This window comes from Paracoccus versutus, from assembly GCF_029909795.1.
GTDB classification, from domain to species: domain Bacteria; phylum Pseudomonadota; class Alphaproteobacteria; order Rhodobacterales; family Rhodobacteraceae; genus Paracoccus; species Paracoccus versutus.
Genome location: NZ_CP038197.1, coordinates 803,377 through 813,065 on the forward strand (window position 1 = coordinate 803,377; position 9,689 = coordinate 813,065).

19 protein-coding genes are annotated in these 9,689 nt (G+C 63.9%); 8 read left to right on the forward strand and 11 right to left on the reverse strand.

Features of this window, described 5'->3' with window-relative positions:
- Positions 1 to 3: 3 nt before the first annotated feature.
- From E3U25_RS15040 to E3U25_RS15090, 11 genes are all read right to left on the reverse strand, one after another.
- Positions 4 to 132 carry a hypothetical protein gene (locus E3U25_RS15040; protein ID WP_276330420.1) on the reverse strand — a complete coding sequence of 43 codons (129 nt, stop codon included), beginning with the start codon at positions 130 to 132 and terminating at the stop codon, positions 4 to 6.
- Entirely contained in the window at positions 129 to 1,043 is a 915-nt protein-coding gene (locus E3U25_RS15045) for a helix-turn-helix domain-containing protein (protein ID WP_116222311.1), read from the reverse strand. Before E3U25_RS15045 ends, E3U25_RS15040 begins: the two co-directional genes overlap by 4 nt.
- Positions 1,040 to 2,440, reverse strand: a complete 1,401-nt coding sequence (locus tag E3U25_RS15050) for a replicative DNA helicase (RefSeq protein ID WP_116222310.1) — start codon at positions 2,438 to 2,440, stop codon at positions 1,040 to 1,042. Before E3U25_RS15050 ends, E3U25_RS15045 begins: the two co-directional genes overlap by 4 nt.
- A 106-nt stretch (positions 2,441 to 2,546) precedes the next feature.
- A complete protein-coding gene (locus E3U25_RS15055) occupies positions 2,547 to 2,921 on the reverse strand; it encodes a RusA family crossover junction endodeoxyribonuclease (protein WP_116222309.1) in 375 nt (124 codons plus the stop codon).
- Positions 2,918 to 3,460: a hypothetical protein gene (locus E3U25_RS15060; protein WP_116222308.1), complete on the reverse strand. Its 543-nt coding sequence runs from the start codon at positions 3,458 to 3,460 to the stop codon at positions 2,918 to 2,920. The genes E3U25_RS15055 and E3U25_RS15060 overlap by 4 nt, the downstream gene beginning before the upstream one ends.
- Positions 3,461 to 3,502: 42 nt before the next feature.
- Positions 3,503 to 3,745 carry a hypothetical protein gene (locus E3U25_RS15065; protein WP_116222307.1) on the reverse strand — a complete coding sequence of 81 codons (243 nt, stop codon included), beginning with the start codon at positions 3,743 to 3,745 and terminating at the stop codon, positions 3,503 to 3,505.
- Between the two features lies 1 nt (position 3,746).
- On the reverse strand, positions 3,747 to 3,959 hold the full coding sequence (locus E3U25_RS15070) for a hypothetical protein (RefSeq protein WP_116222306.1): 213 nt from the start codon (positions 3,957 to 3,959) through the stop codon (positions 3,747 to 3,749).
- A complete protein-coding gene (locus E3U25_RS15075) occupies positions 3,956 to 4,276 on the reverse strand; it encodes a hypothetical protein (RefSeq protein ID WP_116222305.1) in 321 nt (106 codons plus the stop codon). Before E3U25_RS15075 ends, E3U25_RS15070 begins: the two co-directional genes overlap by 4 nt.
- Complete coding sequence (locus E3U25_RS15080; RefSeq protein ID WP_276330419.1) at positions 4,269 to 4,403, reverse strand: hypothetical protein; 135 nt, start codon at positions 4,401 to 4,403, stop codon at positions 4,269 to 4,271. The genes E3U25_RS15075 and E3U25_RS15080 overlap by 8 nt, the downstream gene beginning before the upstream one ends.
- Positions 4,400 to 4,729, reverse strand: a complete 330-nt coding sequence (locus tag E3U25_RS15085) for a hypothetical protein (RefSeq protein ID WP_244295214.1) — start codon at positions 4,727 to 4,729, stop codon at positions 4,400 to 4,402. The genes E3U25_RS15080 and E3U25_RS15085 overlap by 4 nt, the downstream gene beginning before the upstream one ends.
- Positions 4,726 to 4,935 carry a hypothetical protein gene (locus tag E3U25_RS15090; protein WP_116222303.1) on the reverse strand — a complete coding sequence of 70 codons (210 nt, stop codon included), beginning with the start codon at positions 4,933 to 4,935 and terminating at the stop codon, positions 4,726 to 4,728. The genes E3U25_RS15085 and E3U25_RS15090 overlap by 4 nt, the downstream gene beginning before the upstream one ends.
- 86 nt (positions 4,936 to 5,021) lie before the next feature.
- Between E3U25_RS15090 and E3U25_RS15095 the strand changes: the two genes are divergently transcribed.
- From E3U25_RS15095 to E3U25_RS15130, 8 genes are all read left to right on the forward strand, one after another.
- Positions 5,022 to 5,402 (forward strand): hypothetical protein, encoded by a 381-nt coding sequence (locus E3U25_RS15095; protein ID WP_116222302.1) that lies wholly within the window; start codon positions 5,022 to 5,024, stop codon positions 5,400 to 5,402.
- Between the two features lie 104 nt (positions 5,403 to 5,506).
- Positions 5,507 to 5,902 carry a Rap1a/Tai family immunity protein gene (locus E3U25_RS15100; RefSeq protein WP_147304523.1) on the forward strand — a complete coding sequence of 132 codons (396 nt, stop codon included), beginning with the start codon at positions 5,507 to 5,509 and terminating at the stop codon, positions 5,900 to 5,902.
- A gap of 71 nt (positions 5,903 to 5,973) precedes the next feature.
- A complete protein-coding gene (locus E3U25_RS15105) occupies positions 5,974 to 6,135 on the forward strand; it encodes a hypothetical protein (RefSeq protein ID WP_281029311.1) in 162 nt (53 codons plus the stop codon).
- Between the two features lie 118 nt (positions 6,136 to 6,253).
- On the forward strand, positions 6,254 to 6,799 hold the full coding sequence (locus E3U25_RS15110; protein WP_147304522.1) for a hypothetical protein: 546 nt from the start codon (positions 6,254 to 6,256) through the stop codon (positions 6,797 to 6,799).
- Between the two features lie 282 nt (positions 6,800 to 7,081).
- Positions 7,082 to 7,276, forward strand: a complete 195-nt coding sequence (locus E3U25_RS15115) for a hypothetical protein (protein WP_147304521.1) — start codon at positions 7,082 to 7,084, stop codon at positions 7,274 to 7,276.
- Positions 7,276 to 7,578 (forward strand): hypothetical protein, encoded by a 303-nt coding sequence (locus tag E3U25_RS15120; protein WP_116222297.1) that lies wholly within the window; start codon positions 7,276 to 7,278, stop codon positions 7,576 to 7,578. Before E3U25_RS15115 ends, E3U25_RS15120 begins: the two co-directional genes overlap by 1 nt.
- Before the next feature lie 103 nt (positions 7,579 to 7,681).
- A complete protein-coding gene (locus E3U25_RS15125; protein WP_116222296.1) occupies positions 7,682 to 8,650 on the forward strand; it encodes a YqaJ viral recombinase family nuclease in 969 nt (322 codons plus the stop codon).
- Complete coding sequence (locus E3U25_RS15130) at positions 8,647 to 9,633, forward strand: recombinase family protein (RefSeq protein WP_116222295.1); 987 nt, start codon at positions 8,647 to 8,649, stop codon at positions 9,631 to 9,633. The genes E3U25_RS15125 and E3U25_RS15130 overlap by 4 nt, the downstream gene beginning before the upstream one ends.
- Positions 9,634 to 9,689: the final 56 nt, after the last annotated feature.

Here is a 9,689-nt window from a genome sequence, read left to right on the forward strand (position 1 = left end):
TCCTCATTCGGTCGGCGCGATGCCGTCGATGGTCTTGGGCTGGAGCTTTTCGGATTCCGCTCGCGCCGCCTCGATCTGCCGCATCGCTGATGTAACCGCTTCGCGCATGGTGACAATTTTCCGGTCGGTCATGATGCCCTCTGTCTGGATTGGAGATTGCGATATCGATCCATGAGTTTCTGCCGCTGGGCCTCGGCCTCGCGGTCAGCCCTGTCGCCGATGGCAGCCCATTCCCGGTCGATTTCGCGCTTTTCAGCCTCCGCCTCCGGCGTGGAGAACGTTGGAGCTTGCGGCTGGGCCCCTGAGCCCGTCCCCGTCAGGCGCTTGGCAAAATCGGATATCGGGCCGTCGAACAGCTTGAGAGAGCGTGGCATGAAACCGCTGTCCTTGGCCCTCTCGCTGGCCAACTTTCCCCGAATGGCCGTGAGGATCTGGGCGTCGGTCAGTCCATGGGCGGCCCAGACGATCAGAGACGCTTCGAGGTTGTGAGGGTCCATTCCGGCGACGACGAATGTTCCGCTGGTGTTCAACTCCCGGCCAGTCAGGCCGAGGGCATGAACGATGCTGTCACGCATCGACTGGATGCGATCCTTGCCGAGCCCAGCCTCGCGCGCGGCTGGGTTCTTGACAGGTTCTTTGGTATATTCGTCCGCATCTGCTGCGGGTTTTACGTCGTCAGATGCGGGTTTTTCTGTCGTCAGATGCGGGTTTTTGTCTCCGGTTATGCCGCATTTGCTGCGGGTTTTAGGGCCATCAATTGCCGCATCTGCTGCGGGTTTTAATGTCCCTGGATGGATGGTGTAAAAGTTCGCACCACCCCGACCTCGCCCTATTTTGACGGACAGAATGCCGCGCTCGGTGAGCCGCTTGACGGCGCCCTGAACCGCCCGCTCTTTGTATCTGGACCGATCGCACAACGCCTGCGTGGACGGGTAGCAGGAGCAGTATTTGTCCGAGAACGATGCCAGCGCTACCAACACGGCCACCTCTGTCGGGTCGGTGATCGGCGACTTGAGAACCATGTCCACCAGACTGTAGCTCATGGGTAATCATCCCCCCACACGCTGTTCGTCGCCATGGCGCAACGGCACCGAGCGGTGCCCGTCTCGCCCATGCGCTGCTTGTTGACGATGATCTCCATGCGTCCCTTGGCACGATCCATCTTGGACTGCCACTCGACCTGTGCGTCGACGGGATCGGTGATCGCCGGGCGCCCCTGCAGGAGGTAGTATTCTTCCCGGTAACAGAACAGAATGTTGTCGGCGTCTTGCTCAAGCTGGCCGGATTCGCGCAGGTCGGACATGACCGGTCGTTTGTCGTCGCGGCTCTCGATCTGGCGTGATAGCTGCGACAGGGCGATGACCGGGATCTTGAGCGTGACAGCCATCTTCTTGAGGGCGAGCGAAATGGCCGTGATCTGCTCATACCGGTTCTTGCCTGGCGCGGTCATCAGCTGGGCGTAGTCCACGATCAGCAATTTCAGGTCTGTGGCCCGCGCGATCTGCCGGACAGCAGAAATCATGGCTCCGGCATCGGAAAACCTGCTGGACAAAAACGTGATCGGCAGTTGCGCGGCCGCGTTGGCCTGCTCGATGAACATGCGGCATTCATCCTCGGTCATCGCTCCGCTGCGCATCTGGATGTAAGGAACGGCGCGCCCAGCGTTTGCCGTGGCCTCGGACGCCGCCCGCATGGCCATCGCCTCTGGCGTCATTTCCAGAGAGGCGATCGCCACAGCATGGCCCGCACGCGCCGCGTGAAGCGCAATCGACAGCGCGACCGCCGATTTTCCCGATCCGGGGCGACCGCCAAGGATGGTCAGTTCGCCAGGGAAAAATCCGGGGATGATGCTGTCCAGTGTCGATATGCCAGACCGGATCGAAAGCTGATGGTCGCCGCGATATGCGGTCATAGCCTGTTCAATCGCGCCGGTCATGGCGCGCAGCATTGAGACAGGCCCGTCCGTGTCTCCGATCTGCGACATGGCCATCATGGAGGTTTCGAGCCGCGCCGCCACATCCGCGGCCTTGATGTCGCCCCGCGCCAGCGATGCGGTCGCCTCGGAAATAGCCGCCTGGATCTGCCGCTTGCGGGCCAGTTCCGCCAAGGACTCTGCATATCCCTTGACGGCTGCCGGGCCGGGCGATGCGGATGCTATGCGGACCAGATACCTGCCGCCGCCCAGCTCTGACAGGCCGGGGTGATCCGCCATTTCCAGGGCTACCGTGACCGGATCGGCCAATAGGCCCGCCCTGTGCTTTTCCAGAATGGCTGAGAAAATGTCGGCATGGACCGGATCAAAGAACAGGTCAGCACCGCCCATGCGGTCAACCAGACCGGCCCGGTCCGCATTCATCAGCAGCTCGCCCAGGATCATCTGCTCGGCCTCGACCGAGAACATGGCCGGGGCCTCGTCTCGGATAGGGGTAACGGTATTCATTCCGCCGCCTCCGGTTTTTGGTTGGTGGATTTTTCCAGAAGCTCGCGCGCCAGATCGCCTATGCTGCGGAACGGCGCGGGCGGCTGCTGGGGTTTCTGTTCAGCCATCAACCCACCTCCACCTCGACGATCACCGCGCCCGCCTTGCACCTCTCGCCGCGCTCCAGCACCATGGCCCGCCATTCTCCATCATCGACGCCAAGGGCATCGGCCAGCGCGTCGAAGGCCGGCTTGAGCCGCTTGGCAAGGTTGTCGAAGTCGTAGCGGCTGACCCGCGGTGGCGGGCAGGCCACGACGACGATGCGGGACACGACCGTGCCGGCCGGCAGCCGCGGCACAGCCCTGCCCTTCTCGCGCATCAGCATCGCGCAGCGCGCCTTGTAGGCGCTGGCGAGGCGGGCCTTGCCGCGGTAGTCGCCCTGCGATCCGTTGGGCGACAGGTCGGATGGCGGCCAGGGGACGGTGACTTTAGCGATGATCATGCCCGCACCCTCACCACCGCCGGGAAGCGGTTCTGGGCATCGAAGCGATACCACGCCGCGTTGTCCTTTCCGGGAGTGCCGTTGCCGAGCCACGAGACCCGGCCGATAGGAACGATGTCGGAGCAATAGTCGATCAGGCGGCCGAAATAGCCATTGGCAGCGAAGTCCCAGGGAAGCAGCACCCAGGCCGGCGCTATGCCGATCAGGTGCTTGATGATGGACAGCGCCGGGTCGCCCTTCCCGCCGGTGACAGGCCAGGGTGGATTTGTCACCCACAGGTCAACATCATCCGCCGCCTCGATATCGGCCACGGCCATCGCCTCAATGCCCGGCCCCTGCGGCTCCAGGTCAGAAGCCCAGACGCAGCGCCCGCCGGGCCACATATCGCGCAGATGCCCGATCAGCACCCCATCGCCGGCGCAGGGCTCGCCATACCGGCAGCGCGACGGCAGATATGGGACCAGGGGCACCGCCGCTTCGCGTGGTGTGGGCCAGAAGCCGCGCGGGCGCTGGGGAAGGCCGGGACTGCGCTTGCTCATCAGATCAGATTCCCAGCCTCGCGCGATAGCTGGCCCGCAGACTTACCCCAGCCGCCCCCCCCCCCATTCGCCCTTACGGACAACGGCGCCGAGGTCGCGCACCAGGCCCTTTGGATAACCCCTGCGCTTCGCTGCGCTGGTCGCGTCCTTCTGGGCGTCTCTGTAGCGAAATCCCGCCACGTGACCTTCGGCGTAGAGCCGGGCGAAATGCTCCAGCTCACGCTCGGTGGCGTCCCAGAGGCGATCCTTGACCGCCAGGTCCTCGGCCGTTTCCTTGAACTTCATCTCAGGCCCTCCGATGGGTTGACGGGCTATCCGCCGCGGCCTGGAGGCGCCCAAGCGCCGTAGCCAGCCTCTGGCGGATACCCTGTGTCTCGAATGATTTCGGTGCGCGGCACGGGCATTCCGCGAGCGCGACGCGCAGGCCGTGAACCTCGGCCAAGGGGATGCGGATGACGGCATGGCCATCCTCGACGCGAACGGAGGCGGTCAGGGTCATGCCGCCTCCAGCAGCGTCAGCGCCCGCTCCACGGAGATGTTGAGCGCCTCGGCGATGTCGGCCAGCGAATAGCCCCGCCCTCGCAGGATGCCGATCATCTCGCGCCGCGCCCGGTCGGCGGGCCTGAGCCGGACGATCTTCGGCGCGTCGGCCACCTCGGACAGATGGTCCACCCGGACGACCAGCGCACCGGGATACGGACGCAGAGCCCGCTCCATCGCGGCCTGCTTGGTCGCGGCCCGGACAACATGGGTGACGCAGCCCGTCGCGGTTTCGACGGTGATCTGGAATTTATGGAGAGGCGCTTGTTCAGTCATCGGAGAGTTCCCCGGAAAGTTTTCCCAAGCGATGGCGGGCCGAAGCCTGCCACCAGCGCCCGAAGGCGCGGACGTGATTTGCCGCAACGAGTTCGACGACGATCAGGCGGATGCGCAGGCGTCTCATGCGTCACCTGCGAGATGATGGGCCGCCGCGGCCGGGTTCATGGCGAAGGCATAGCCGACCGCGAAGCCGGACGGCGCGTGGCTGCCCTCCCACCACTTGCGCGAGGTCGACGCATCGACGCCGAACACCATCGCGGCATGTTCTGGGCTGTCGAAGCTTTCGCGGATGAACGCGGACCAGGACGCCGCAAAATGCTGGCGATACGTCATCGCCTTCCGTTTCGGAGAAAACTTTCCGGGAGACATGCTCTGAAATCCTGTGCTGCTATCGGGATGTGCAGACCCGACAGAAACAGCAGACGAGAAAGAGGAGGCGGCAGCGGTCATCGCGTCGCCTCCTCGGGAGTTTGGGCGGGCGGGTTCTCGGCCATGTAGGCCCTGACCCGATCCATGGTTCTTGGGTAGCACTGGCCGCCCCGCTCAAGGCGCGGGAACAGCTCCTTGTCATCAACGGCGTAGCGGCCGAGCGTCGCCAACTTGATGTTGCGCGCCTTGCAATACGCCCTGGCTTCGGTGAGAAATTCGTCGATCATGCGGGCATGATAGGATTATTATCCTGCTTGCGCAAGGACTATAATCCGGTGGCGCAGGGCGCTGCGCCAATGGGATTGTAGTCCGCATGAGAGACCGAGATCCATTCATCAAGGGACTGCTCCTGATCCTGACGGAGAGGACCGACCTGACCCCGGCGGGGCTAGCGAAGTCCGCGGAGTTGAACGACTCGACGTTGCGGAAGCAGCTTAGCGGGGCCAATCAGTCCATGACGGTCGCGAACGCTCAGAAGATCGCCAAAGTCCTGGACATGGACCTGAGCACGATCATCGCTCTTGGCGAACACTCTGCCGGCCCGGAGATTGTTCGACTGGCTATGGCGATTCAGGCGGCCGAGCAGCAGGATCGAGAGAAGGTCCACGCTTTTCTCGATGTTTCTTCGCGATCCCGAACTGGTCCATCAGATTCTCTAGATCCTCCCGTGGCAGCACAAGAAGAGCGCGGATAACCTCGTCAAGCGTCATACCCCCTCCCGATTCCTAAGAACAAACAGAGAACAAGTTAAGCAAGATTCCGCCGGCAGCGACATGTAGAAAAGGATAGGTGAAGGCGATGCGACTAGCAGCGATGATGATCGCTCTACCCTTGGCGTCCGGCGCAGCCAGCGCAATGGACGGTGAGACGCTAAACTTCGCTTGCTCCGCGCCTGAAACCAGCGCGCTGCATGGGTTCTGCTCTGGCTACATCGCCGGCGCCATTGACGGGATTCGCCATGGCGAGATGCTGATGAAAATCAGATACGCGACGAGGCTACCGGAGGAAGTTTTGCGGGCAATGGACGCGGCCGAGATAGGCCCGGCCCTCTGCGCGCCAGCCGACATCACCCCAAAAGCGGCTCGACTTCTGGTTTCGGACTTTCTGTCGAAGCAGTCCGAAAAATGGCGCCGCGACACGACTGCGGAACTCGCGGTATGGGCCGCCCTAACGGATATTTACCCCTGCCCATGACTCGCGACCCATCCGCCCGCATAGCCGCGCTCAAGGCCGAGGTCGCCGCTACCCAGGACGCGGCTGCGGCGATGGTGGTGACGACGATCCAGGCCATGGGCGCAACGCCGGGGCAGATGCTGCTGATCGCGCGGGAGTATCAGGCGGTTGCGGACGGCCGGCGACGCAGCAGGATCACCGGCATCATCGCGCGGAAGGTGGCGGAAAAGTTGAGGGGCGAGGTGGAGGAATAGGATGAGGCCAAATATGCTGGGTCAGGGCGTTCCCGCTTCATGCGATTACTGCGGAGCGATCTTTAGATCACCCGCATGGCTTATCTCTAACTCGACCATAACGTTTACGAATTGCCAGGTGACATGCATCCGGTGCGGCAATCCAGCCAAGGTTCTGGATGGAACGTTTAGCTTCATCGGCGATCTGGTCGAGGTGATTTCTGCACCAGAATGGAGCGTGGACGCTCTGGCTAGGATGCGGGCTGTAATTGAGAGGCACCGCACCGGCGGGGCCACCTTAGACGATGTAATCAATGAAATAAAATCGATTGCACCAGCCGCCAGCGATGGCCTTATCGACTGGATAAAGGCTAACGGAATTGGGCTTCTCGGGCTTCTAGTTACGCTTCTGGGCCTCTGGCTCAGCCAGGCCGACAGTGAGGCGGATCGGGAGGCGAGAAGTCTGGAACTCCACCAGAAGGACCGCCTGATTGGTATGCTGGAACGGCAGCTGGAGCAGCGTCTATCCCCCGAAGCACCGCAGGAAAACCACAACCGGCCAGTCGCCCAGAAGCCATTGAAAAAACCCCAGTCCGCTAACGACGCCAAGCATCCAAACAGAAAAGCCCGCCGCATAGCCAAGTCGAACACGCGCCCAAAGCCCAAGCCGGACTGGTTGCGATAGAGTCCTCCATCCGCCCGCTGCGTAACCCAGGAATCCCCCTATAGCGAAAGCGCTCACAGCGCCGAACTGATCCATCAGATCCACATCCCCACCCCTCGCCCGCCTCGCGCGGGCTTTTTGCTATCCACCGGCACCGCGCCGGCAGGGGCAGGATAGCATGGGCGAATCGGGGATGCTACCGCCTGATAGGATTTTTATCCCAATCTATGCTTGACATGGGATTTTAATCCTGCAATCTTCATCTCAACGGCGCACCCACCGCGCCAGCAGATGGAGCATCCCATGTCACGCCTGAACATCGAGAACTGCGTCGTCTGGGGCACGATTGCGTGCCTGGTCGCCGGCTTCTGGGCATCGGCCGTCGTCTTCGGCGTCCCGTTCGCCCGGCACCTCATCGAAGCCGCGACGCAGCGCCCCGCCGCCTGCGCCGGACTGAACGGCTGGGACTGCGCGGCCCGCGCGGAAGGGGGCTGGTGATGGCGTTCCAGTTTGAGCCCTACCGCATCCCGCCGCACAGCGGCAGCGAAGACATCTCGGACGTATGGGCCGAGGAAACCGACCCGGAGAATGAGCGCGGCGAGTGCTGCGAAGCGTTTTTCGACGACGAGGTGAGCGGCTACGGCTGCCACAGCGCGCTGATCGCGATCCGCGTTACCGGCGGGCTGGGGGACGACATGTGGTCGGTCAACCTGCCCCGCGACATGGCGATGAAGCTGCTGAACCCCATGACCGTGACCCGGCTGGAGCGCCTGCGCGCCGACCGGCTGGACGAAGAATAACCCGAACCGGCCGGCGCCTCCCATTCCTCCCAGCCGGCCGCCCTGCCCCTGCGGCGCTCCTCCTCCCTGGCCGCAGGGGCGACAGTTTCAAACGAGGTTGAAGATGAACCAGATTGCACGGGACGAATTCCTGCGCCGCAGGCGCGCCGGGATAGGCGGCAGCGACATCGCCGCCATCCTCGGCCTGTCGAAATACAAGACGGCCTATGACGTGTGGCTCGACAAGCGCGGCGAGGCGCCGGCCGAGGACGATGCCGAGAAGCCCTGGCTCTATTGGGGCCAGGTGCTGGAGGATGTGGTGGCCAAGGAATACGGCCAGCGCACCGGCAGCAAGGTCCAGCGCGTCAATGCCCAGCTGATCCACCCCGAACGCGATTTTGCCGTGGCGAACATCGACCGCGCCGTGGTCAACCCGGATATCGCTGGCCGCGTCTGGTGGAAGGATGGGCGCCTGACCACCGATCGCATCCTCGAATGCAAGACCGCCAATGGTTTTGCGGCGAACCTGTGGGGCGAGCCCGGCAGTGACCAGGTGCCGGAGTCCTATCTCTGCCAGTGCCAGTGGTATCTCGGCATCACCGGCGCCCGCTACGCCGATGTGGCGGTGCTGATCGGGGGATCGGATTACCGGACCTATACCATCGAAGCCATGCCCGATCTGTTCTCCGACATGATGTCCGAGGCCGAGGCATTCTGGAAACTGGTGCAGGACGGCGTGGCGCCCGATCCGCAGACGCTCGCCGACGCGCAGGCGCGCTGGCCCCAGCACGTTGCCGGGAAAACGGCCGTCGCCTCGATCCCGACCGTCCGCGCCATCGAGGAACTGGACGCGATCAAGCAGCAGGCCAAGGCGCTGGCCGAGCGCGAGGAAGCCTTGAAGCTCCAGATCATGGCCGAGGCGCAGGATGCCGAAATCCTGACCGATATGGGCACGCCCATCGCCACGCTGAAAACCCAGAGCGCCACACGCATCGATGCCAAGGCGCTGCGGGCCGACCACCCCGGCATCGCCGACCTCTACAGCAAGACCAGCAGCTCGCGCGTCTTGCGCATCAAATCCAGAAAGGAATGATCGTGAACACCATGACGAAGCCCGCCACGGCCGTTGCCGTGCAGCCGGAGGACGCCGCGGTCGCGCCGCAAAGCCGCCCTGCAATGGGGTTCCTGACCCCGGCCAACCTCGGCGAAGCGATGAAGATGGCCGAAATTCTGGCCGACTCGTCAATCGTGCCGAAGGACTTTCAGGGCCGGCCAGGCAACGTGCTTATCGCGTGCCAGTGGGGGGCCGAGCTTGGGCTCCAGCCCCTCCAGGCCATGCAGTCCATCGCTGTCATCAACGGCCGTCCTTCGATCTGGGGCGATGCGATGCTGGGGCTGGTGCAGGGCTCGGGCCTTCTGGATAGCATCCACGAGGAAATCAGCGACGACGGGAAGGTTGCGACCTGCACCCTGCGCCGCCGCGGGCACGCCCAGCCGATCAGCCGCACCTTCACCATGGAGGATGCCGACCGCGCCGGGCTTAGCCGCAAGGACGGGCCGTGGAAGCAATACCCGAAGCGGATGCTCCAGCTGCGCGCCCGCGCCTTCGCCCTGCGCGACGGTTTCGCCGATGTTCTGCGCGGCGTGGCAATCGCCGAGGAAGCCCGCGACACTCCGGTGATGCGCGACGTGACGCCCGATGACGCCCCAGTCAGCACCGCTGAAAAAGTCCGGGCGAAAGTGTCGGCGAAGAAGGCCAAGGCCGAGGGGCCGTCACTGAACGAGGTGCTTGAAAAAATCGGCGCCGCCGCGACCGAAGCTGCGCTGAACGAAGTCGGCGCAGACTGCGGCAAGCTTCCAGACGCAGACAAGGATCAGGCCCGCCGCGCCTATGCCGACCGCCTGGCAGAACTGCGCGCGTCGGATCTGGACCGGATCGAAAGCCTGCTGGCAGCCGAACTGGATGCCGGCGCAGACCTCGACGCCGTGCTGGAAACCTATGCCGAGCAGATCGACGGCCTGCGCGCCAAGGACTCCGGCGCCGTCGAGGCGATGATCGCCCGCCTGCGCGCCTGATCCCTGCCCGCCGCGCTCCCATCGCCGGGCGCGGCCAACTCCCCGGCTGGCCGGTT

Excerpts from the sequence above, each read along its gene's own strand:
- E3U25_RS15040 (WP_276330420.1), bottom strand. The coding sequence starts at position 132 with ATGACCGACCGGAAAATTGTCACCATGCGCGAAGCGGTTACATCAGCG.
- E3U25_RS15045 (WP_116222311.1), bottom strand. The coding sequence starts at position 1,043 with ATGAGCTACAGTCTGGTGGACATGGTTCTCAAGTCGCCGATCACCGAC.
- E3U25_RS15050 (WP_116222310.1), bottom strand. The coding sequence starts at position 2,440 with ATGAATACCGTTACCCCTATCCGAGACGAGGCCCCGGCCATGTTCTCG.
- E3U25_RS15055 (WP_116222309.1), bottom strand. The coding sequence starts at position 2,921 with ATGATCATCGCTAAAGTCACCGTCCCCTGGCCGCCATCCGACCTGTCG.
- E3U25_RS15060 (WP_116222308.1), bottom strand. The coding sequence starts at position 3,460 with ATGAGCAAGCGCAGTCCCGGCCTTCCCCAGCGCCCGCGCGGCTTCTGG.
- E3U25_RS15065 (WP_116222307.1), bottom strand. The coding sequence starts at position 3,745 with ATGAAGTTCAAGGAAACGGCCGAGGACCTGGCGGTCAAGGATCGCCTC.
- E3U25_RS15070 (WP_116222306.1), bottom strand. The coding sequence starts at position 3,959 with ATGACCCTGACCGCCTCCGTTCGCGTCGAGGATGGCCATGCCGTCATC.
- E3U25_RS15075 (WP_116222305.1), bottom strand. The coding sequence starts at position 4,276 with ATGACTGAACAAGCGCCTCTCCATAAATTCCAGATCACCGTCGAAACC.
- E3U25_RS15080 (WP_276330419.1), bottom strand. The coding sequence starts at position 4,403 with ATGAGACGCCTGCGCATCCGCCTGATCGTCGTCGAACTCGTTGCGGCA.
- E3U25_RS15085 (WP_244295214.1), bottom strand. The coding sequence starts at position 4,729 with ATGACCGCTGCCGCCTCCTCTTTCTCGTCTGCTGTTTCTGTCGGGTCT.
- E3U25_RS15090 (WP_116222303.1), bottom strand. The coding sequence starts at position 4,935 with ATGATCGACGAATTTCTCACCGAAGCCAGGGCGTATTGCAAGGCGCGC.
- E3U25_RS15095 (WP_116222302.1), top strand. The coding sequence starts at position 5,022 with ATGAGAGACCGAGATCCATTCATCAAGGGACTGCTCCTGATCCTGACG.
- E3U25_RS15100 (WP_147304523.1), top strand. The coding sequence starts at position 5,507 with ATGCGACTAGCAGCGATGATGATCGCTCTACCCTTGGCGTCCGGCGCA.
- E3U25_RS15105 (WP_281029311.1), top strand. The coding sequence starts at position 5,974 with ATGGTGGTGACGACGATCCAGGCCATGGGCGCAACGCCGGGGCAGATG.
- E3U25_RS15115 (WP_147304521.1), top strand. The coding sequence starts at position 7,082 with ATGTCACGCCTGAACATCGAGAACTGCGTCGTCTGGGGCACGATTGCG.
- E3U25_RS15120 (WP_116222297.1), top strand. The coding sequence starts at position 7,276 with ATGGCGTTCCAGTTTGAGCCCTACCGCATCCCGCCGCACAGCGGCAGC.
- E3U25_RS15125 (WP_116222296.1), top strand. The coding sequence starts at position 7,682 with ATGAACCAGATTGCACGGGACGAATTCCTGCGCCGCAGGCGCGCCGGG.
- E3U25_RS15130 (WP_116222295.1), top strand. The coding sequence starts at position 8,647 with ATGATCGTGAACACCATGACGAAGCCCGCCACGGCCGTTGCCGTGCAG.